Origin of the sequence: Pseudonocardia sp. ICBG1293, assembly GCF_020131355.1 — a bacterium.
In the GTDB taxonomy this organism is placed as follows: domain Bacteria; phylum Actinomycetota; class Actinomycetes; order Mycobacteriales; family Pseudonocardiaceae; genus Pseudonocardia.
On the sequence record NZ_JAHLEL010000006.1, the window covers coordinates 21,016 to 41,296 of the forward strand.

22 protein-coding genes, 1 pseudogene and 1 riboswitch are annotated in these 20,281 nt (G+C 74.4%); of the genes and pseudogenes, 14 read left to right on the plus strand and 9 right to left on the minus strand.

The features are described 5' to 3' along the window. Nucleotides 1–19 precede the first annotated feature (19 nt). The 8 genes and pseudogenes from rsfS to KPF47_RS40710 all read left to right on the plus strand — a co-directional run. On the plus strand, nt 20–403 hold the full coding sequence (gene rsfS / locus KPF47_RS00635; RefSeq protein ID WP_224386259.1) for a ribosome silencing factor: 384 nt from the start codon (nt 20–22) through the stop codon (nt 401–403). After that, the gene (locus tag KPF47_RS00640; RefSeq protein ID WP_224386260.1) at nt 400–1,020 is read left to right on the plus strand and encodes a histidine phosphatase family protein; all 621 of its coding nucleotides are present in this window, start codon (nt 400–402) and stop codon (nt 1,018–1,020) included. Before rsfS ends, KPF47_RS00640 begins: the two co-directional genes overlap by 4 nt. Continuing rightward, nucleotides 1,013–1,744 (plus strand): diglucosylglycerate octanoyltransferase, encoded by a 732-nt coding sequence (gene octT / locus KPF47_RS00645; RefSeq protein ID WP_224386261.1) that lies wholly within the window; start codon nt 1,013–1,015, stop codon nt 1,742–1,744. Before KPF47_RS00640 ends, octT begins: the two co-directional genes overlap by 8 nt. Beyond that, nucleotides 1,741–3,183: an FGGY-family carbohydrate kinase gene (locus tag KPF47_RS00650; RefSeq protein ID WP_224386262.1), complete on the plus strand. Its 1,443-nt coding sequence runs from the start codon at nt 1,741–1,743 to the stop codon at nt 3,181–3,183. Before octT ends, KPF47_RS00650 begins: the two co-directional genes overlap by 4 nt. Nucleotides 3,184–3,192: 9 nt before the next feature. Then, nucleotides 3,193–4,047 (plus strand): DegV family protein, encoded by an 855-nt coding sequence (locus KPF47_RS00655; protein WP_224386263.1) that lies wholly within the window; start codon nt 3,193–3,195, stop codon nt 4,045–4,047. A 644-nt stretch (nt 4,048–4,691) separates the two neighbouring features. Beyond that, a complete protein-coding gene (locus tag KPF47_RS00660) occupies nt 4,692–5,618 on the plus strand; it encodes a ComEA family DNA-binding protein (protein WP_224386264.1) in 927 nt (308 codons plus the stop codon). After that, a complete protein-coding gene (locus tag KPF47_RS00665; protein WP_224386265.1) occupies nt 5,615–6,166 on the plus strand; it encodes a hypothetical protein in 552 nt (183 codons plus the stop codon). Before KPF47_RS00660 ends, KPF47_RS00665 begins: the two co-directional genes overlap by 4 nt. Before the next feature lie 45 nt (nt 6,167–6,211). After that, nucleotides 6,212–7,831: pseudogene (locus tag KPF47_RS40710) on the plus strand (ComEC/Rec2 family competence protein); the annotation flags it as partial. Between the two features lie 246 nt (nt 7,832–8,077). Here KPF47_RS40710 and thrC read toward each other — a convergent pair. After that, nucleotides 8,078–9,346: a threonine synthase gene (thrC, locus tag KPF47_RS00680; protein ID WP_224386267.1), complete on the minus strand. Its 1,269-nt coding sequence runs from the start codon at nt 9,344–9,346 to the stop codon at nt 8,078–8,080. A 6-nt stretch (nt 9,347–9,352) separates the two neighbouring features. Beyond that, nucleotides 9,353–9,506, minus strand: a riboswitch (SAM riboswitch). Nucleotides 9,507–9,646: 140 nt separating this feature from the next. On the opposite strand from thrC, the gene holA reads away from it, so the two are divergent. After that, complete coding sequence (gene holA, locus KPF47_RS00685) at nt 9,647–10,615, plus strand: DNA polymerase III subunit delta (RefSeq protein ID WP_224386770.1); 969 nt, start codon at nt 9,647–9,649, stop codon at nt 10,613–10,615. A gap of 103 nt (nt 10,616–10,718) precedes the next feature. Here holA and rpsT read toward each other — a convergent pair whose 3' ends face one another. Both rpsT and cynS read right to left on the minus strand, forming a co-directional pair. After that, complete coding sequence (gene rpsT, locus KPF47_RS00690; protein WP_062401442.1) at nt 10,719–10,982, minus strand: 30S ribosomal protein S20; 264 nt, start codon at nt 10,980–10,982, stop codon at nt 10,719–10,721. A gap of 171 nt (nt 10,983–11,153) precedes the next feature. Beyond that, the gene (cynS, locus tag KPF47_RS00695) at nt 11,154–11,618 is read right to left on the minus strand and encodes a cyanase (protein ID WP_224386268.1); all 465 of its coding nucleotides are present in this window, start codon (nt 11,616–11,618) and stop codon (nt 11,154–11,156) included. A 230-nt stretch (nt 11,619–11,848) separates the two neighbouring features. Here cynS and lepA point away from each other — a divergent pair, with 230 nt between their 5' ends. Then, the gene (lepA, locus tag KPF47_RS00700) at nt 11,849–13,711 is read left to right on the plus strand and encodes a translation elongation factor 4 (protein ID WP_224386269.1); all 1,863 of its coding nucleotides are present in this window, start codon (nt 11,849–11,851) and stop codon (nt 13,709–13,711) included. Nucleotides 13,712–13,799: 88 nt separating this feature from the next. Here lepA and KPF47_RS00705 read toward each other — a convergent pair whose 3' ends face one another. Both KPF47_RS00705 and KPF47_RS00710 read right to left on the minus strand, forming a co-directional pair. Beyond that, on the minus strand, nt 13,800–14,228 hold the full coding sequence (locus tag KPF47_RS00705; RefSeq protein WP_224386270.1) for a MarR family winged helix-turn-helix transcriptional regulator: 429 nt from the start codon (nt 14,226–14,228) through the stop codon (nt 13,800–13,802). Between the two features lie 221 nt (nt 14,229–14,449). Further along, complete coding sequence (locus tag KPF47_RS00710; RefSeq protein WP_224386271.1) at nt 14,450–15,415, minus strand: zinc-binding dehydrogenase; 966 nt, start codon at nt 15,413–15,415, stop codon at nt 14,450–14,452. A gap of 44 nt (nt 15,416–15,459) precedes the next feature. Here KPF47_RS00710 and KPF47_RS00715 point away from each other — a divergent pair, with 44 nt between their 5' ends. Further along, on the plus strand, nt 15,460–15,642 hold the full coding sequence (locus KPF47_RS00715; protein WP_224386272.1) for a hypothetical protein: 183 nt from the start codon (nt 15,460–15,462) through the stop codon (nt 15,640–15,642). A 5-nt stretch (nt 15,643–15,647) separates the two neighbouring features. Here KPF47_RS00715 and KPF47_RS00720 read toward each other — a convergent pair whose 3' ends face one another. From KPF47_RS00720 to KPF47_RS40715, 4 genes are all read right to left on the minus strand, one after another. Then, the gene (locus KPF47_RS00720; RefSeq protein ID WP_224386273.1) at nt 15,648–16,493 is read right to left on the minus strand and encodes an NAD-dependent protein deacetylase; all 846 of its coding nucleotides are present in this window, start codon (nt 16,491–16,493) and stop codon (nt 15,648–15,650) included. A 415-nt stretch (nt 16,494–16,908) separates the two neighbouring features. Next, nucleotides 16,909–17,697 carry an enoyl-CoA hydratase-related protein gene (locus tag KPF47_RS00725; protein ID WP_224386274.1) on the minus strand — a complete coding sequence of 263 codons (789 nt, stop codon included), beginning with the start codon at nt 17,695–17,697 and terminating at the stop codon, nt 16,909–16,911. A 17-nt stretch (nt 17,698–17,714) separates the two neighbouring features. Beyond that, a complete protein-coding gene (locus KPF47_RS00730; RefSeq protein ID WP_062401465.1) occupies nt 17,715–18,164 on the minus strand; it encodes an OsmC family protein in 450 nt (149 codons plus the stop codon). 44 nt (nt 18,165–18,208) lie between these two features. Then, nucleotides 18,209–18,319 carry a putative leader peptide gene (locus KPF47_RS40715; RefSeq protein WP_374108780.1) on the minus strand — a complete coding sequence of 37 codons (111 nt, stop codon included), beginning with the start codon at nt 18,317–18,319 and terminating at the stop codon, nt 18,209–18,211. Between the two features lie 112 nt (nt 18,320–18,431). On the opposite strand from KPF47_RS40715, the gene KPF47_RS00735 reads away from it, so the two are divergent. The 3 genes from KPF47_RS00735 to KPF47_RS00745 are packed head-to-tail and all read left to right on the plus strand — an operon-like array spanning nt 18,432 to nt 20,275. Next, on the plus strand, nt 18,432–18,818 hold the full coding sequence (locus KPF47_RS00735) for an LLM class flavin-dependent oxidoreductase (protein ID WP_224386275.1): 387 nt from the start codon (nt 18,432–18,434) through the stop codon (nt 18,816–18,818). Nucleotides 18,819–18,852: 34 nt separating this feature from the next. Then, nucleotides 18,853–19,695 (plus strand): IS5 family transposase, encoded by an 843-nt coding sequence (locus tag KPF47_RS00740; protein WP_224386276.1) that lies wholly within the window; start codon nt 18,853–18,855, stop codon nt 19,693–19,695. A gap of 10 nt (nt 19,696–19,705) precedes the next feature. After that, entirely contained in the window at nt 19,706–20,275 is a 570-nt protein-coding gene (locus tag KPF47_RS00745) for an LLM class flavin-dependent oxidoreductase (protein ID WP_374108781.1), read from the plus strand. Nucleotides 20,276–20,281 lie beyond the last annotated feature (6 nt).

Here is a 20,281-nt window from a genome sequence, read left to right on the forward strand (position 1 = left end):
TCGTGAAGGGAAGAGTGTGGTGACGGCATCACCGGAGGCGGTCGAGCTGGCGAAGGTGGCCGCGGCCGCCGCAGCGGACAAGAAGGCCGTCGACATCGTCGCGCTCGACGTGTCCGACCAGCTCGCCCTGACCGACTGCTTCGTGCTGGCCTCGGCGGCCAACGAGCGTCAGGTCCAGGCCATCGTCGACGCGGTCGAGGAGAAGCTGCGCGAGCGTGGCAGCAAGCCGACCCGGCGTGAGGGCGACAACGACAACGGCTGGGTGCTGCTGGACTTCAGCGACATCGTCGTGCACGTCATGCACACCGAGCAGCGCGGCTTCTACGGCCTGGACCGGCTCTGGAAGGACTGCCCGGCGATCGAGGTCCCCGACCCCCAGGGCGACCCGGACGGCACTGCATGACGCTGCGCCGGGTCACCCTGCTGCGGCACGGGCAGACCGAGTACAACTCCGTCGGCCGGATGCAGGGCCACCTCGACACCCGGCTGACCGAGACCGGCCGCGCACAGGCCGCGGCCGTCGCGCCGCGGCTGGCGCAGGAGCGGTTCGACCGGATCATCACCTCGGACCTGTCCCGCGCCCACGACACCGCGACCGCGGTGGCCGAGGCCGTCGGCCTGCCGCTGTCGGTGGACAAGCGCCTGCGCGAGACCCATCTCGGTGACTGGCAGGGGCGCACCATCACCGAGATCGGCGTCGACGACCCGGGCGCGATCGCCGAGTGGCGCTCCGACCCGCGGTTCGCCCCGCCCGGTGGGGAGTCCCGGGTCGACGTCGTCGTCCGGTCGCTGCCGGTGGTCGAGGAGCTGGACCTCGAGTACGCCTCCGACCCGGAGGAGCGCTCGGTGCTGCTCGTCGCGCACGGGGGCATGATCGCCGGGCTGGTGTGCGGGCTGCTCGACCTGCCGCAGTCGTCCTGGCCGGTGATCGGCGGGCTGGGCAACACCCGCTGGGCCGTCGTCGCCCGTCGTGACGACCACCCCCGCTGGCGCCTGTCGGGATACAACATCGGTGCCTGACCTGCTGGTCGTCGGCGACTCGCTGGCCTTCCACGGACCCGAGCGGCCCTGCCCGGCCGACGAGCCGCGGCTGTGGCCCAACATCGCCGCCGCCCGGCTCGGGGGCCGCGCCGAGATCGTCGCCCGGGCCGGGTGGACCGCCCGGCACGCCTGGTCCGCGGTCGCCGGCGACCCGCGGGTGTGGGCGGCCCTGCCGCGGGTCGGTGCGGTCGTGCTCGGGGTGTCCGGGATGGACTCGCTGCCGTCCCCGCTGCCGACCGCGCTGCGCGAGCTGATCCCGGTGCTGCGTCCCGCCCCGCTGCGCCACGTCGCCCGCACCGCGTACCGGCGTGCCCAGCCCCGGCTGGCCCCGGCGCTGGCGCGGCTGCCCGGCGGCGGACCGGCGACGCTGCCGCCCCGTCTGACGGTCGCCTACCTGGAGCGCTGCCGGGCCGGTGTGCACGCGCTGCGGCCCGGACTGCCGGTGGTGGCGCTGGCCCCGTCGGTGCACCGCGCCGCCGACTACGGTCTCGCCCACCCGCACCGCGCGGCCACCGCCGCCGCCGTCCGCCGCTGGGCGGCCGCGGCCCCGGCGGTGACGGTGCTCGACGTCGCCGCCCTGGTCGGCGAGCACGTGCTCGGCGGCCACGGCAACCCCGACGGCCTGCACTGGGGCTGGGCCGGGCACGCGGCCGTCGGGGAGGCGCTGGCCGGGCTGCTCGCGCCCGCCGGGGGCCGGCCGTGACCCTGCTCGGCATCGACCTCGGCACCACCTCGGTCAAGGCGGCGGTGTTCACCGACGCCGGTACCCGGGTCGCCGGGGCCCGCGCCGCGCACGCCACCGCGCGTCCGGCGCCCGGGCACGCCGAGCAGTACCCGGACGACTGGTGGTCCGGGCTGACCGAGGTGGTCACCGCGCTCGGTCCGGCACTGGCCGGGGTGACCGCCGTCGGGGTGTGCGCCCAGGTGAACACCCACCTGTTCGTCGACCGCGACGGCGCGCCGGTGTACCCGGCGATCACCTGGCAGGACGGCAGGTGCGGCCCGGTCGCGGCGGCCCTCACCGAGCGGCTCCCACCCGCCGACCGGGCCGGGGTGCGCGGCGGTCTCGGTGTCGTCGCCGCCTCGCACGCGGCCGCCCGCGCCGCCTGGCTCGCCGAGCACCGGCCCGACGCGTGGGCGCGCGCCCGCAGGCTGCTCGCGCCCAAGGACTGGCTGGTCGAGCGGCTCACCGGTACCGCCGTGGCCGATCCGCTGTCCTCGACCGGGCTGCTGGACCCCGACGGCCGGTACCCGGAGTGGCTCGACCTGCTCGTCCCCGGGCTGCGCGCGATGCCCGCGCCCCTGGCCGACCCGGCGACGGTCGCGGGGGAGACCACCGGCGCCGGCGCTCTCCCGGCCGGGCTGCCCGTCGCGGTCGGGACGATGGACGCCTGGGCGGCGCTGCTCGGCGGCGGGATCTGCGCACCCGGCGACGCGATCGACATCGCGGGGACCTCCGAGGTCCTGGCGCTCGCCGCGACGCCCGGCGGCGGCGCCGACGGGATCGTGACGTTCCCGCCCTGGCGCGGCCTGCACGTGCACGCCGGACCCACCCAGGCCGGAGGTGACGCCCTGACCTGGGCGTCCGGGGCGCTGGGCCGCACCACGGCGGAGCTGCTGGACCGGGCCGCCGACGCCCGCACCGGGCAGCTCCTGTCCCTGCCCCAGCTGGCGGGGGAACGCGCCCCGCTGTGGGACCCGGACCTGCGCGGGCACTGGCTCGGGATGGGCTTCGCCACCGGGTCCGCCGAGCTGGGGCGCGCCGTGCTGGAGGGGGTCGCGCACGCCGCCCGGCACGTCCTGGGCCCGCTGGAGGCCGCCGCGAGCCGCCGCGCCGACACGATCGCCGCCTGCGGCGGCGGCGCGGCGAGCGACCTCTGGTGCCAGATCAAGGCCGACGTGCTGGACCGGCCGCTGCGGCGCACGGCCGAACGCGACGCCGGGGTGCTCGGCGCCGCGATGCTGGCCGCGCTGGCGACCGGCGACGGCGCCTCGGTCGGGGAGCTCGCCGGGCGCATGGTGCGGGTGGACCGGGAGTTCACCCCCGACCCGGCCGCCCGCGGCCGCCTCGACGACGCGCACGGCCGCTACCTCGCCGCGCAGCGGGCACTGGCACCGCTGTTCCGCCCATCGGCTGGATAGGGTCCGGCCGTGTCCCCCTCGCCGGTCGCCGTGGTCACCGACTCCACCGCCCACCTGCCGCCCGGCGCAGCGGAAGGTCGGAACGTGCACGTCGTCCCGCTGGAGGTGCGGCTCGGCGAGCGCACCGCCCGCGACGGCGTCGACGTCTCGGCCGCCGAGCTGATCGCGGCCCTCGCCGACCGCGACCTGACCGTGCAGACCTCGCGACCGACCCCGGCGGCGTTCGCCGAGCGCTTCACCGCCCTGCTCGACGACGGTGCCCCCGCCGTCGTGGCCGTGCACCTGTCCCGCCGGCTGTCCGGCACCTGGGACGCGGCCCGGCTCGCCGCGCAGGACGTCGCCCCGGACCGGATCCGGGTCGTCGACTCCGGCGCCATCGCGATGGGCCTGGGCTTCGCCGTACTGGCCGCCGCGGAGGCCGCCGGGTCCGGGTCCGGTCCCGACGAGGTCGAGGCGGTGGCCGCTGCCGTCGCCGCGCGGGCGCGTGTGCTGTTCGCGGTGCAGGACCTGGAACGGCTGCGCCGCGGTGGGCGGATCGGTGCCGCGTCCGCACTGCTGGGCACGGCACTGTCGGTCAAGCCCATCCTGCACCTGCGCGACGGCCGGATCACGCCGCTGGAGAAGGTGCGGACGACCGCGCGCGCCACCGAACGGCTCGTCGCGCTGGCCGTCGCCGAGGCAGGGCCGTCGGCGCGGCTCGCCGTGCACCATCTCGGGGCCGCGGCCCGGGCCGAGGACGTCGCGGACCGGCTGCGCGAACAGCTCCCCGATGCCGCCGGGCTGCACGTCTGCGAGGTCGGCGCCGTGATCGGGGCGCACGCGGGACCGGGGCTGGTGGGCGTCGTGGTGGTGCCGGCGGGCTGACCCGGCCGGGGCCGCCCGGTGTCCCCGGGGCCGGTGTCCCCGGGGCCGGCGTGCCCGGGGCCGGCGTGCCCGGGGGGGTGCGGGACCTCCCGAAACCCCGCCCGCGGGCCGGAGGGCCCCGCCGGTGGGTAGCACGCGGCGCCGACGGTCCGGGCCCGTCCCAGCCCACCGGGGACCGTCGGTCCCCAACCGGGCAATCGGTCCACAGGGCCGTCACCGGTCGCCCGGCGGGGCTGCGCCGGACCTAGCGTCGAGTGCGTGACCAGGACCGACGCCTCCCTCGACCCGGCCCGGCGGCTGGCCGGGATCGGGACGCGCGGGCAGCCGGACGCAGCGGCGGCCCGGCTCGACCCGCCGACGGTCCCGCTGCCCGTGCCGTCCCCCGTCCCCGGCCCGCCCCCCGTCCCAGGACCGCCCCCTGTCCCAGGACCGGTCGGGCAGGGCCCGCCCGCACCCGGGCCCGGCGCCGTCCGAGCTCCCGGGCCGCTCGCTCCCCGTGCCGCCCGGCCGCCCGGTACGGCCGCCCCCACACCCGGGCCCGGCGCCGCGCACGATGCGCCGGGCGCGCCCCGGCCGGGGGGCCTCGACCCCCGGTATCCCGGGGCGCCGGCGGCCCGGACCGCCCCGGACGCCCCGTCCGGGGCGTGGGCCCGGAGCGCGGCACCGGACGCCCCGCAGGCCGTGGCACCGGTCTGGACCGCCGATCCCGACCCCGACCACCCCTGGCCCTGCTCGCCCGGGACGATCCCGCTCCGCCCGCGGAGGCCGCCGACGCGGACGGTCCGCACGGCGGGCGGCCCTCGTGGCTGCGCCGCCGTGCCCAGCGGTGGCTGCCGCCCTCACTGGCCGGGGCGCGGGTCGACCCGGGGCGGCCCGGTGCGCTGGCCCTGCTGGCGGTGGTGCTCGTCGGCGCGCTCGTCGCCGGGGTCGGGGTCTGGCTCGACCGGCCCACCGTGCAGCCGGTCGGCGGCCTCCCCGAGGTGACGGTGGTGCCCGGGGAGGCGGTGGCGACCTCGGGGACGGACCCGTCCGCGGGACCCGACGGCGGTGCCGCGTCCGCGGCCCCGGTCGCGGCCGCACCGGCCACGGCGGGCCCGCTCGTCGTCAGCGTCGTCGGGCGGGTCGCCCGGCCCGGCCTGGTCCGTGTCCCCGACGGGGCTCGAGTCGCCGACGCCCTCGACGCCGCGGGCGGGGCGTTGCCCGAGGTCGACCTCAGCGTCCTGAACCTGGCCCGCAGGCTCGGCGACGGCGAGCAGATCGCGGTCGGTGTCCCACCCGCCGCCGACGCCGCGCCGGTGCTGCCCGCCCCGGGCTCGGAGCCCGCGTCGGGCGCCGAACCGGGCGCGGCCGCCGCGCCCGCCCCGCCCGGCGCCCCCGGTGGGAAGATCGACCTGAACACCGCGACCGCGTCGGACCTCGACGCCCTGCCCGGGGTCGGCCCGGTCACCGCGAAGAAGATCATCGACTGGCGCACCGCCAACGGTCGGTTCAGCCGGGTCGAGCAGCTACGGGAGATCGGCGGCATCGGCGAACGTCGTTTCGCCCAGCTGCAGGACATGGTGCGGGTGTGACCCGCACCGGAGCCCGCCGGGCGGACCCGGTGCACGGCGGCCCCGATGACGAGCCCGACGAGCAGCCGGAGCGGCCCGCCCCACCGGACCTGCGCCTCGTCCCGGCCGCGTCGGCCGCCTGGGCCGCGGTCCTCGCGGGGCTGCTCGGTGGCACCGCGGGCGGCATCACCGCCGCCGTCCTCGCGGCGCTCGCCCTGCCCGTCACGCTGCTCCGCGCCCGGACCAGCGCTCGGGCCGCCGCGCCGTCGTCGATCGTGCTCGCCGCGGCCGGCTGCGCACTCGTCGCGGCCGTCCTGGTCACGTTCCACGCGGCGGCGCTGGCGACACACCCGCTCCGGGCGCCCGCCGACCGCGGCGCAGCCGCCGAGGTCCGTGTCCGGCTCACCGACGACCCGCGGGTGCTGCGCAGCACCACCGGTGGCGGCGACGAGTCCGGCACCGCCCGGGCGACGGCGCTGGTGCCCACCGAGCTCGTCACCGCCACCGTCGGCGCGGACCGGGCGACCACCGGCGGGAAGCTCCTGCTCCTGGCCCCGGCGGCGAGCTAGACCGGGCTGCTCCCCGGCCAGGAGGTCTCCGCCGCCGGGCTGCTCATGCCCGCCCAGCGTCCCGACCTCACGGTCGCGGTGCTGAAGGTCCGTGGCGCGCCGCAGGACGTGACCGCGCCGCCCTGGTGGCAGACCGGGGCCGGGGCGCTGCGTGACGGGCTGCGCGACGCCGCGGTCTCGGCGTTGCCCGAGGCACCCGCGGGGCTGCTGCCCGGGCTCGCGATCGGGGACACCCGCGCCCAGCTCGCCGAGACCGAGCAGGACTTCCGCACCGCCGGGCTGGCGCACCTCACCGCCGTCTCGGGGGCCAACGTCGCGATCGTGACGGGAGCGGTGCTGCTCCTGCTGCGCCTGTTCCGGACCGACCCGCGGATCGCGGCCGCGGCGGCGATGCTCGCACTGGTCGGGTTCGTGGTGCTGGCCCGGCCGTCACCGTCGGTGCTGCGGGCGGCGGTCATGGGTGGGGTGGTGCTGATCGCGTTCGCGGCGGGCCGGGCCCGGTCGGCGGTGCCCGCGCTGGCGGTGGCCGTGCTCGGCCTGCTGCTGGCCGCCCCCGCCCTGGCCGTCGACGCGGGATTCGTGCTGTCGGTCGTCGCCACCGGCGCGCTGGTGCTGCTCGGTCCGGGATGGACGGCGGCGCTGCGGCGGCGTGGGCTGCCGTCCGGGCCGGCCGAGGCGCTCGTCGTCCCGGTCGCCGCGGCGCTGGCCACCGCACCGGTGATCGCCGGACTCAACGGCGGGGTCGGGCTGGTCACCGTGGTGGCGAACCTGCTCGCGGCGTCCGCCGTCGCGCCCGCGACGGTGCTGGGTGTGCTCGGGGCGGTGCTGTCGGCGGTGAGCCCGGCCGCCGCGTGGTGCTGCGCCTGGCTGGCGGGCCCGTTCGTGTGGTGGCTGGTGGTGGTCGGGGACCGGGCCGTGGCCGTTCCCGGCGCCACCGTGCCGTGGCCCGCGGGCGCAGGCGGCGCTCTGCTGCTCACCGGCCTGCTGCTCGTGCTGCTCGCGATGGGCCGGGTGCCCCGGCTACGGGCACTGCTGCTGGCCCTGCTGGTCGGGCTGCTCGTCGTCCTGGTCCCGACCCGGTTCGCCCCGCCCGGCTGGCCGCCCGCCGGGTGGCGGATGGTGGCCTGCGACGTGGGTCAGGGCGATGCGCTGGTCCTCGCCACCGGCACGCCGGGGCACGCCGTACTGGTCGACACCGGACCGACGGACGACGCCGTCGACACCTGCCTGGACCGGCTCGGGGTCCGGGTCCTCGAACTCGTGGTGATCACCCATTTCCACGCCGACCACGACGGAGGGCTCGCAGGTGCGCTGCGGGGCCGCGCCGCGGGCGGTATCGCCGTCGGGCCGGTGCGCGAGCCGGCGTCCGGGCTGCGCGACATCACGCGGCGGGCCGAGGCGGCCGGGGCGCCGGTGGTGGGGCTGGCCCGCGGGATGGAGATGGGCTGGCCGGAGCTGCGCCTGCAGGTGCTCGGCCCGGTCCATCCCCCCGTGACGGTCGACGGCAGCGACGGGACAGCGGTCAACGACATCTCGCTGCTGCTGCGCGCGACCACCCCGGCCGCGACGATCCTGCTGACCGGCGACGCCGAGCTCGCCGCCCAGGACGACCTGCTCGGCTCCGGCGCCGACCTGCGCGCGGACGTGCTCAAGATGCCCCACCACGGCTCGCGCAAGGTGGTCCCGAGGCTGGTCACGGCCGTCGCGCCGCGGGCCGCGGTGATCAGCGTCGGCAACGGCAACAGCTACCGGCACCCGAACGCCGAGCTGGTGGACGGGCTGCTCCGGGCCGGGATCGTGGTCGCCCGCACCGACCGGTCCGGTGACCTCGCGCTGACCGGGGACGACCCGGCCGGGCTGACGGTGGTCGCGCGGGGCGACCCCCGTCCGGCGCCCGGCCGGCGGGGCCGGTCAGCCCAGGTTCGCCAGTGCCTCGCGGACCGCGGTCGAGGTCGAGGGCACGGTCGCCGTCGGGCCGACCTCTCCGGAGACGGCGTCGAGGGTCTTGAGGCCGTCGCCGGTGATCATGAGAACGGTCTCGGCGTCGGGGTCGAGCACCCCGGCCTCGAGGAGCTTCCTGGTGGTCGCGACGGTGACCCCGCCCGCGGTCTCGGCGAACACGCCCTCGGTACGGGCCAGGAGCCGGATGCCGGCGACGACCTCGGAGTCGGACACGTGCCCGACCGAGCCGCCGGTGCGGCGCACCGAGTCGAGGACGTACGGGCCGTCGGCCGGGTTGCCGATCGCGAGCGACCGGGCGATGGTGTCCGGCTTCTGCGGCTGGATCACGTCGTGGCCGGCCTCGAACGCCCGCGCGACCGGCGAGCAGCCGGTGGCCTGGGCGCCGAACACGGTGTACGGGGTGGGCTCGACCAGACCGAGGGTGCCGAGCTCGGTGAATCCCTTGTCGATCTTGGTGAGCTGCGAGCCCGAGGCGACCGGGACGACGACCTGCTGCGGGAGACGCCAGCCGAGCTGCTCGGCGACCTCGTAACCCAGGGTCTTGGAGCCCTCGGCGTAGTAGGGCCGGACGTTGACGTTCACGAACGCCCAGTCCTCGTGCTCGGCGGCCAGCTCGGTGGCGAGCCGGTTCACGTCGTCGTAGTTGCCGTCGACGGCGAGCAGGGTGCCGCCGTAGACGGCGGTGGTGACGATCTTCGCCTGCTCCAGCGAGGACGGGATCAGCACGACCGAGTCCCACCCGGCACGCGCGGCCGCGGCGGCGACGGCATTGGCCAGGTTGCCCGTCGAGGGGCAGCACAGCACCGAGAACCCGAGCTCCCGATCGGCGGCCAGCGCGACGGCGACGACCCGGTCCTTGAACGAGTGGGTCGGGTTGCCCGTGTCGTCCTTGATCCAGATCTTGCGGACGCCGAGTGCGCGGGCCAGGTTGTCGGCCTCGATCAGCCGGGTCAGGCCGGGCTCGGTGTTGGCGTGCTGCTCGACCGTCGAGGGGACGGGCAGCAGGTCCTTGTAGCGCCAGATCGACTTCGGCCCGGCCTCGATGGAGGCGCGGGTGACCTCCGGGAAGTCGTAGGCGACCTCGAGCGGGCCGAAACAGCGCGGACACGCGAACTCCGCGGCGAGCGGGATCTCGTGGCGGCACTCGCGGCAGGCGAGCGCGCGGGCGGAACCCAGGTCGTAGGCGGAGGTCGTTTCGGGCGCAGCAGTGAGAGTCACGAGATCTCCTCATCTGTCCCGCCGTTCGGGGCGGGCCGGAATTGGCACCGTGTTCGTCGCCGGCCTCGCTGCACAGGATGCGCAGGGTCGGGCGGATCGTCGTGCGACGCCGGTTGCCGGGGCTTCAACGGGCCGTTCCCTCTGCCCCTCTGGATGAGCCATATGCGGTTGTGGTGCTCCGGACGCAGGGCGCCGGAATCGTCCACGACCGTACGCGAGCGGGGTGCCCCACCGCCAGACGGCGTCCTCCGGTCGGGACGCGGCTCACCCGGTGTCGGGGGTGTGGGCCACGATGGGGGTGTGAGCAGCACGAGCGAACCGGGCCCGCTGCAGCTGGTCGTGGGGGACGAGGAGTTCCTGGCCGAGCGGGCGGTGTCCGACCTGGTCCGGCGCGCCCGGCAGCGCGACCCGGACACCGAGCTGCGTCGCTTCCGTACCTCCGAGGTGGCCCCCGGCGAGCTCGCAGGCCACCTCAGTCCCTCCCTGTTCGCCGAGGGCAGGGTGATCGTGCTCACCCACGGTCAGGACGCGAACAAGGACATGACCGCCGCCATCGCCGACTACGTGAAGGCCCCGGCCGACGGGATCGTCCTCGTCGTGCAGCACGCCGGGGGAGCGAAGGGCAAGGCGGTGCTGGACCTGATGCGCAAGGCCGGGGCGCACACCGTCACCTGCAACCGGATCACCCGCGCCGACGAGCGGTCGGACTTCGTGCGCGACGAGGTCCGTCGCCACGGCGGCACCATCACCCCCGGAGCGCTCGCCGTCCTGGTCGAGGCGGTCGGATCGGACCTGCGGGAGCTGGCGGCCGCGGCCGGGCAGCTCGTCGCGGACACCGGCGGCACGGTCGACGAGACGGGGGTGCGGCGCTACCACCGCGGTCGCGCCGAGTCCTCCGGCTTCGCGGTGGCCGACGCGGCGGTCGCGGGGGACCGGCGGGCGGCGATGGAGGCGCTGCGCTGGGCGCTGGTGCTCGGCGTCCCGCACGTCCTGATCGCCGACGCGCTCGCCGACTCGGTGCGCACCCTGGCCAAGGTCGGCTCGGCCGGGCGGGGTGACCCGAACCGGCTGGCCGGCGAGCTCGGCATGCCGCCGTGGAAGATCCGCAAGGCGCAGCAGACGGTCCGGCAGTGGCGCCCGGAGCAGCTCGCCGTCGCGATCGCGGCGACCGCGCAGGTGAACGCCGACGTCAAGGGCGTCGCGGCGGATGCAGGCTACGCGCTGGAGCGGGCGGTGCTGGCGGTCGTCTCCGCCCGCTCCCCGCGCTGAGCGCGAGGCCGGGGAGGGGAGCCGGTCCGCCCGATCGGGGCCGTGGACACGACGACGGCGCCGCCCCGGGTGGGGCGGCGCCGTCGTCGGAGGAACCGGTGGCTCAGGCCTGCACGTCGTTGAGACGCTTGGCCAGGGCCGACTTGCGGTTCGCCGCCTGGTTCCGGTGGATGACGCCCTTGCCGGCCGCCTTGTCGAGGGCCTTGGCCGCCTTGCGCTGCAGCTCCACGACGTTGTCGGCGCCGGAGTCGGCGGCCTCGCGGAAGTGGCGGATCGCGGTCTTGACCGACGACTTCACCGACTTGTTGCGCTGCCGGCGCTTCTCGTTGGTCTTGACTCGCTTGATCTGCGACTTGATGTTGGCCACGTCTGCCTCTGGTCTTCCTGCCTGCTGGTCGGCTGGTGAGTGTTCTCGTCCGGGTCCGCTCCGGCGGCACCGAACAGCATCACTGGAGAGAGGGTCCAGGCCGTTTCGGGCGAGCACGCCGAGCGCTCGACGCACAAGGTTACCAGCGGCGTCGTCGCACCCTGTGCCGGGTCACCAGACGCGGTAGGGCAGGAACTTCCCGTTCAGGGTGATCACGGTCCGGTCGCCCTTGGGATCGGGGACCCGCTGCAGGTCCAGCTCGAAGTCGATGGCCGAGACGATGCCGTCGCCGAACTCCTCGCGGACCAGCTCCGAGATGGTCGTGCCGTAGACCTGGACCATCTCCGAGAGCCGGTAGACCAGCGGATCGGTGAGGTCCACCGCGGACGCGCCGCGGACCGGCGGGAGGGTGAGCGCGTCGACGACGTCGGGATCCAGGTCGAGCAGCGAACCCGCGGTCTCGGCCTGCTCGCGGGTCAGCGTCTGCTGCCCGAGCAGGGCCGAGGTCGACCACTCGACGGGGTGGCCCAGCGCCTCGGCGATCTTGTCCCAGGTCAGGCCCAGCTTCTTCTTCCGCGCGAGCACGACGCGCGCGGCGCCCAGTCGGTCGAGCGGGGGGACGGGGGTGACCGACACGGTGACTCCTCCGGGTGGGGGGTGGCGTACCCGTTCGATCGTGCGCGATCGACGACCCGGCGGCAACGCCGGGCCGCGCCGCGTGAACGGCGTGTGACGACCTGCGGTGCCACCGCGGCGGCCGCCCGGCCCGACATGGGACGATGGGTCCCAGTGCCCCGAGCCCCGAGTGCCCTGAGCACCCGAAGTGCCCGAAGCCCCACGCATGAGCGAAAGCCGAGTACAGCCGAGTGACGACGTACGCCGACCGCACGTTCACCCCGCCGGAGCGCATCCGGAACTTCTGCATCATCGCCCACATCGACCACGGCAAGTCGACCCTGGCCGACCGGATGCTGCAGGTCACCGGGGTGCTCAGTGCGCGCGACGCCCGGGCCCAGTACCTGGACCGGATGGACATCGAGCGTGAACGCGGGATCACGATCAAGGCGCAGAACGTGCGGCTGCCGTGGACCGCGAAGAACGCCGACGGCGTCGAGACCGAGCACGTCCTGCACCTGATCGACACCCCGGGCCACGTCGACTTCACCTACGAGGTGTCCCGGGCGCTCGAGGCGTGCGAGGGCGCGATCCTGCTGGTCGACGCCGCGCAGGGGATCGAGGCGCAGACCCTGGCCAACCTGTACCTGGCCATGGAGAAGGACCTGCACATCATCCCGGTCCTGAACAAGATCGACCTGCCGGCGGCGGACCCGGAGCGCTACGCCGCCGAGATCGCCCACATCACCGGCTGCGAGCCCGAGGACGTGCTGCGCTGCAGCGCCAAGACCGGTGAGGGCGTGGAGGCCGTGCTCGACGCCGTCATCGCGCAGGTCCCCGCCCCGGTCGGCGACGCCGACGCCCCCGCCCGGGCGATGATCTTCGACTCGGTCTACGACACCTACCGTGGCGTCGTCACCTACGTCCGGGTCGTCGACGGCAAGCTCTCGCCGCGCGAGAAGATCAAGATGATGTCCACCGGTGCCGAGCACGAGCTGCTCGAGATCGGCATCGTGTCCCCGGAGCCCAAGCCGTCCGACGGACTGGGCGTCGGCGAGGTCGGCTACCTCATCACCGGCGTGAAGGACGTCCGCCAGTCCAAGGTCGGCGACACCGTCACGTCCAAGCGCAACGGGGCCACCGAGCCACTGACCGGCTACCGCGAGCCGCAGCCGATGGTCTACTCCGGGCTCTACCCGATCGACGGCTCGCAGTACCCGGACCTGCGCGAGGCGCTGGACAAGCTGCAGCTCAACGACGCCGCGCTGACCTACGAGCCGGAGACCTCGGCCGCGCTGGGCTTCGGCTTCCGCTGCGGCTTCCTCGGCCTGCTGCACCTGGAGATCACCCGTGAGCGCCTCGAGCGCGAGTTCGACCTGGACCTGATCTCCACCGCACCCAACGTCGTCTACCAGGTCACCACCGACGACGGCGAGGAGATCGAGGTGACCAACCCCAGCGACTGGCCGGTGGGCAAGGTCGCCGAGGTCCGCGAGCCGATCACCAGGATCACGATCCTGGCGCCGTCGGAGTTCGTCGGCACCATCATGGAGCTGTGCCAGAGCCGGCGTGGCCAGCTCGGCGGGATGGACTACCTGTCCGAGACCCGTGTCGAGCTGCGCTACACGATGCCGCTCGGTGAGATCATCTTCGACTTCTTCGACAACCTGAAGTCGCGCACCCGCGGCTACGCCAGCCTGGACTACGAGGAGGCCGGCGAGCAGGTCGCCGACCTGGTGAAGGTCGACATCCTGCTGCAGGGCGAGGCCGTCGACGCGTTCTCCGCGATCGTGCACAAGGAGTCGGCCTACTCCTACGGCACCTCGATGGCGACCAAGCTGCGCGAGCTCATCCCGCGCCAGCAGTTCGAGGTGCCGATCCAGGCCGCGGTCGGCGCCCGGATCATCGCCCGCGAGACGATCCGCGCGATCCGCAAGGACGTGCTCGCGAAGTGCTACGGCGGCGACATCTCCCGCAAGCGCAAGCTGCTGGAGAAGCAGAAGGAGGGCAAGAAGCGGATGAAGACGATCGGCCGCGTCGACGTCCCGCAGGAGGCGTTCGTCGCCGCGCTGTCCACCGGTGGCGGAACGGCCACGGAGAAGCCCAAGAAGTAGGTCCTCGCCGGACGCGAAGCGGGCCCGACCCCCGGCTGGGGGTCGGGCCCGACGTGTACGTGGTGGGGGCGGGGAGCGGGGGAGCCGGCTACATGACCGAGCCCGCCCGGGGGCCGGGGATCGGCCCGTCGCACGGCGCGGGCCGGGCGGCGGGGGCACGGCGCGGCGACAGGATGCGCTGCACCCGCGAGCAGACGGACTCGACGACCGTCCGTCCCTCGGCCGACAGGTGCACCAGCACACGGCGCCGGTCGAGCGGGTCGGCCGACCGGTAGGCCAGCTTCTTCTCGACGAGGCGGTCCACGATCCGGGTGGCCGTGGGGGCGGGCAACGACGTGTGTCCCGCGACCTCGCCCATGCTGCGGCCGGTGCCGCGGGCGAGCATCAACAGGACGCGCCAGCCGTCACGGCTGACGTCCGTCGAGGACGGGTTGGTGGACAGGGCTGTGGCCACGGCGTGGTCGACCCGATCCAGGAACTCGACGACACCCGCAGCTCCAGGCGTCGGGGCAGCCATGGTGGCAGTCCCCGACGCCCGTCGACTCAAAGGCTCGGTCACGATGACGCACTGTACTTGCCGAACGGGCGAAATCCGACCCTGTCCTGGGCAAACGTCCCCCGAGCGCTGGGCGGTCGTCACGCAGCGATGACGAGCAAGCCGACGACCAGCGATTTCGTAGACCGCTTGACGTGACCCAACGACATCACGACTGCATCACACCCGGATCACGTAACGCCCTAGCGGGTCAGGACGATCTTCCCCGCCGTGCGGCCCGCGGCCATCGCCTCGAACGCCTCCTTCGCGGACTCCATCGGCAGTTCGGTCCCGATCTCCGGCGCGATCCCGGCCGTCGCCACGAAGTTCGTGAGGTCGGCCAGCTCCTGACGGGTGCCCATCGTCGCCCCGACCACCTCGAGCTGCAGGAAGAACAGCCGCTGCAGGTCCGCGGGCGGGTTCGGGCCGGAGGTCGAGCCGCAGATGACGATGCGCCCACCGGGACGCAGCGCCCGCATGGAGTGCTTCCAGGTGGCCTCGCCGACCGACTCCATCACGGCGTCGACCTTGCCCGGCAGCTTCGCCCCGGACTCGAAGGTGGCGTGCGCCCCGAGCCGCTCGGCCAGCGCGCGCTTCTCCTCGTCGCGGCCGGTGACCCACACCTCGAAGCCCGCGGCGCGGCCCAGCTGGATCAGCGCCGTCGACACACCGCCGGAGGCACCCTGGACGAGCACCGTCTGGCCGGGCTGCAGCCCCGACTTGGTGAACAGCATCCGGTACGCGGTCAGCCAGGCGGTGCCGAGCACGGCGCCCTGGCCGGAGGTGAGGCCCTTCGGGGCGGGGACCGCGTTGCGCGCCGGGACGATCACCTTGTCTGCCATCGTGCCCTGGTGGCGCTCGGTCAGCAGGGTGCGCTTCGGGTCGAGGGTCTCGTCGCCGCGCCAGTCCGGGTCCCCGATGATCGGGTAGAGGACGACCTCGGTGCCGTCGTCGAGGGTCCCGGCACCGTCGCAGCCGAGGATCATCGGGAACTGGTCGGGCTTGATGCCGACCCCGCGCAGCGTCCACAGGTCGTGCATGTTGAGGCTGGCGGCGGAGACGTTCACGGACACCCAGCCGTCGGGGACCTCCGGGTCGGGCCGCTCGCCCACGACGAGGGAGTCGAGGGGAGCGTCGGCGTTGGGCTCCTGCGCGTAGACAGCGAACATGGCCCCGAACCTAATGCCTGGGCCCGGGGGCTACCGTGTGGAGTGTGCGCACGATCATCAACGGCTGGGACGCGTTCGAGCTGTGGCTCACCGGCCTGCCGTTCGTCGCGCAGGTCCTGTTCGTGACGGTGGTGGTCCTGCCGGCCTGCGCGCTGGTCGCGATCGGTGCCGACCGTGCCACCCGGCGGTTCGACACGCCGCGCGGGCGTCGCGACGACGGGGCCTGAGCCGCTCAGACCGGCTGCGCCGCGAGCGCGGCCAGCGCCTGCGAGCAGCCCGCGTCGACACACACGTCGGCGAACTCGTCGCCCCGGGTGACCCCGCGGTTGATGATCACGACCGGTACCGCGGTCCGGTGCGCGGCCCGGACGAACCGCAGCCCCGACATGACGGTCAGCGAGGAGCCGGCGACGAGCAACGCACCGTCCTCGGGGGCCAGCGAGGCCACCATCGCGTAGCAGCGGGCCACCCGGTCCTTGGGGACGTTCTCCCCGAAGAACACCACGTGCGGCTTGAGGACCCCGCCGCAGGTCGCGCACGGCGCGATCCGGAACCCGTCGGTGATCTCCACCGCGGCGTCGCCGTCGGGGGCGGTCTCGACCTGGGCACTGCGCGCCTCGGTGAAGCCGGGGTTGAGCGCGGTGAGCCGGGCCGCCAGCGCGTCGCGTGGGGTGACGCGACGACAGTCCAGGCAGACGACCTCGTCGATGCGTCCGTGCAGGTCGACGACGCCGCGGCTGCCTGCCACCGAGTGCAGGCCGTCGACGTTCTGGGTGATCAGCCCGTCGACGACTCCGGCGGACCCCAGTGCGGCCAGCGCACGGTGGCCCGGGTTGGGATCGGCGCGCCGCATCCGTGCCCAGCCGACGTGGCTGCGCGCCCAGTACCGTCGCTGCGCGGGCTCCCCGGAGACGAACTCGGAGTAGGTCATCGGGTTGCGCGGGCGCGAGCCCGGGCCGCGGTAGTCCGGGATGCCGGAGTCGGTGGACAGCCCGGCCCCGGTCAGGACGACGAGCCGCCGGCCGGCCAGCAGGTCCAGTGCGGCGCCCGGGTCGGTGCTGACGACGGGGACGCTCATGGGCCCCAGGGTAGGCCTGCTCGGCGGCTCCCCGCCCCTCGACGGCGCCCCCACCGCACCGCCCCGCACGCCCTCCGCCCCCATCCGGTCGCGGTGCCCCCCGTGCCGGACCGTGACCGGCCCTCGCCCCGGGACAGGGCCACGGCACCCCGCATCGCGCCGAGCCGCGGCACACCCTCCGGGCGGGCGGGATCCCCGGCGTCCCGGGACTCGCCGACCGACGCGCCATGTCCCCGCCCGGGACCCGGCTGCGGCTGCTCCTGGTCCGGGCCGGGTCACCGGGACCCGAGGCCCGGCACCCGGTACCCGACGACGTCCGGCGTCGTGCGGTGTGGCTCGACCCCGCCTGCCCCGAGGCCCGCGTCGTCATCGGGTACGAGGGCGGGACCGCTCCGGGCGGGGCGGGGTGTGGGGCTCAGCCCTGCGGCACCCAGGACGGCGTCCGCTTCTCCCCGAACGCCCGGATCCCCTCCTGGCCCTCCTCGGAGGCGAAGTACGAGGCGGACAGCGTGTTCATCGCGGCGAAGTCGTCGGCCATCGTCGCCGGGCGCTCCCGCCGCAGCATCGCCTTCGCCCCCGCCAGCGCCCCGGGTGCACCGAGCCGCAGCATGCCGGTGTAGCGGGCCACCTCGTCGTCGAGCTCCTCGGCCGGGACGGCGCTGTTGATCAGCCCGACGGCCGCCGCGCGCCGCGCGTCGAACGTCTCCCCGGTCAGGAAGAGCTCGTGCGCGGCGCGGGCGGACAGCCGGGGCAGCACGGTCACCGAGATGACCGCGGGCACCACACCGATGCGGACCTCGGAGAAGGCGAAGGTGACGGTCTCGGCGGCGACGGCGATGTCGCACGCGGCCACGATCCCGACCCCACCCGCCCGGGCCGGGCCGGACAGCCGGGCGACGACCGGCTTGGGGGAGTCCCACAGCGTGGTGAGGATCCGTGGCACCTCGGTGACGCCCTGCTGCTCGGCGCCCGCACCGCGGGACTCCTTCAGGTCCATGCCCGCGCAGAACACCGTGCCGGTGTGGGTCAGCACGACCACCCGCACCGCGTCGTCGGCGATCGCCGCGTCGAGGTGGGCGATCAGCTCCCGGCGCAGCTGCGCCGAGAGCGCGTTGCGGTTGCGCGGCGAGTCCAGGGTGATCGTCGCGATCCCGGCCTCGACGGCCAGGTGGACGAGCTCGGGCGAGTCAGCGGTGTCTGCCACCCCTGCAGACTAGGAGGTCACGCCTTCTTCCAGTTGTTGGTGATCGACACACCGGCGAGTGCGAAGAGCTGGGAGACCGGGCAGCGGCGCTCGGTCTCGCGGGCCAGCTCGGCGACCTGCTCCTCGGTGCCGTCGGTGGCGATCACCGCGTCGATCCGCAGGTTCTGGAACGTGGTCTCGCCCTCGCGGTGGGTGCCGGCCGTCATCGTCGTCGGGTTGAAGTCGGCGGCCACGTCGAAGCGCACGTGCTCGATCGTGATGCCGAGCTCCTTGGCGATGATCGCGCTGGTCACCTGGTTGCACGAGGACAGCGAGGCGAGGGTGTAGGCGAGCGGGCTGGGGTGCTCGTCCTTGCCGCCGAAGGCGGGGTAGGCGTCGGTCTCGATGACGTAGTCGGCGCCGTCGACCGCGACGGTCTGCGCGACGCCGGTGCCCTGGCCGCTGACGGCGAAGGTGACGAGAGGCATGGTGGGTCTCCAGGTGTGAAGGGGGTGGCGGGGGTCGGGGTGGGTCAGTGACCGGGACAGAGCGCCCCGGCCGTCCGGCCCAGGTCGATGTGCAGCCTCCGCACGAGCGCAATCACGCTGGACAGTGAACCGCACCGGTCGGTTGTGCGCGACATGACGAAGTCGACCGAACCGCCGACCGGGGCGGACCGATGCACCCGGTGGCGCCGGTCGACGGGCGGGTCTACTGTCGTAAGCGGAGATGGCTCCGTTTACGAGAGGACGACCGTGAAGATCGGACTGCACATCGCGGACTTCACCTACCCGGCGGGACCCGCCGGGCTGGCCGACGACCTGTCCCGGATCGCCGCCGCGGCCGAGGAGCAGGGTTTCGCCCGGGTGAGCGTGATGGACCACCTCTGGCAGATGCGGCCGGTCGGCCCGATCGAGACCGACATGCTCGAGGCCTACACCGTGCTCGGCTACCTGGCGGCCCGCACCGAGAAGGTCGACCTGCTGGCCTGGGTCACGGCGGTGACCTACCGCGACCCCGGCCTGCTGGTGAAGGCGGTGACCACCCTGGACGTGCTGTCTAAGAGGTCGCGCGGATTGGTCACAGCTTGGCCGCGGTCGAGTGTCTGGGGGCGAGGGCGGGTACGGGCCTGCCGATCATGAAGTTATCTACGCTTCGTGATCGTCTGGAGGCCGCGTGCCCACCCTGCCATCATGGCTGACCGAGCCGTTGTGGGACCAGTTCACCGCGCTGCTGCCTCATCGAGACGAGTTCGATCCCACCCATCCGCTGGGCTGCCATCGCCGCCGGATCGCGGATCGGATCGTGTTCGACAAGCTCCTGCAGGTACTGCGGTTCGGCTGCTCGTATGAGGGCATCGCTGACAGCACCTGCTCGGCGACCACCATCCGCGATCGTCGTGACGAGTGGATCAGGCTCGGGGTCTTCGCCCAGCTGCGTCGGATCGTCCTGGACGCCTACGACCGCATCGTCGGTCTGCTGCTGCACGACATCGCCGTCGATGGCGCCATCACCAAGGCCCCCGGCGGCGGCGAGGTCGCCGGTCCGTCGCCGGTGGACCGGCGCAAACAGGGTATGAAACGTTCGGTGCTCGTCGAGGGATACGGCATCCCGCTGGGCCGAGTCCTGGCCGGAGCCAACCGGCACGACTCCCCGCTACTGGGCCCCACCCTCGACCGCCTCGATGCTCTCGGCCCGCTGCCCGACGACATCACCGTGCACCTCGACGCCGGCTATGACTCCGGCAAGACCCGCGACACGCTGGCCGAACGAGGCCTGCACGGCGAGATCGCGCACAAGGGTGAGAAAGCGCCGATCCAGGCCACCCGCCGCTGGCACGTCGAGCGGACCAACGCTTGGCACAACAGCTTCAACCGGCTGCAGCGCTGCTACGAACGACGAGAAATCGTCGTCGACGCGTTCTTCGACCTCGCCGACACGATCGTCACACTCCGTAGCTTGATTCGGCAGGCCTGGACCACACACCGCTGGAACGCCCGACCTGCACGACGTCCATGATCACCAACCAATCCGCGCGACCTCTAAGGGTCGCGCGATGCTCGGCATCGGGGCCGCCTGGTACGAGGAGGAGGCGACCGGACTCGGGCTGTTCTTCCCGCCGACGGCGGAGCGGTTCGAGCGGCTGGAGGAGACGCTGCGGATCGCCCGTCAGATGTGGAGCGAGGACGACGGCCCCTTCGAGGGCACCCATTACCGGCTCGGCGCCACGCTGAACACTCCGCAGCCGCTGCGCAGGCCCTACCCGCCGATCCTGATCGGGGGCAGTGGGGAGAAGAAGACGCTGCGCCTGGTCGCGCAGTACGCCGACGCGTGCAACCTGTTCGGCGGCCCGGAGCTGGAGCACAAGCTGGACGTGCTCCGCACCCGCTGCGACGAGGTGGGACGCGACTACGACGAGATCGAGAAGACGGTGATGGCACCGCTCGACCCGGCCGACCCGAAGGCGGTGGTCGAGCAGTTGCGCGGCTATGCGGCGCTCGGGGTGCAGCACGTGCACACCCTGGTCCCGGACGTGGCGGCCATCGAGCCGTTGCGGGTGTTCGGGTCGGAGATCATCCCGGCGGTCGCCGAGCTCTGACCTCCG

Excerpts from the sequence above, each read along its gene's own strand:
- KPF47_RS00720 (WP_224386273.1), bottom strand. The coding sequence starts at position 16,493 with ATGAGCGTCCCCGTCGTCAGCACCGACCCGGGCGCCGCACTGGACCTG.
- KPF47_RS00710 (WP_224386271.1), bottom strand. The coding sequence starts at position 15,415 with ATGTTCGCTGTCTACGCGCAGGAGCCCAACGCCGACGCTCCCCTCGAC.
- KPF47_RS00730 (WP_062401465.1), bottom strand. The coding sequence starts at position 18,164 with ATGCCTCTCGTCACCTTCGCCGTCAGCGGCCAGGGCACCGGCGTCGCG.
- KPF47_RS40715 (WP_374108780.1), bottom strand. The coding sequence starts at position 18,319 with ATGTCGCGCACAACCGACCGGTGCGGTTCACTGTCCAGCGTGATTGCG.
- KPF47_RS00640 (WP_224386260.1), top strand. The coding sequence starts at position 400 with ATGACGCTGCGCCGGGTCACCCTGCTGCGGCACGGGCAGACCGAGTAC.
- KPF47_RS00705 (WP_224386270.1), bottom strand. The coding sequence starts at position 14,228 with ATGGCTGCCCCGACGCCTGGAGCTGCGGGTGTCGTCGAGTTCCTGGAT.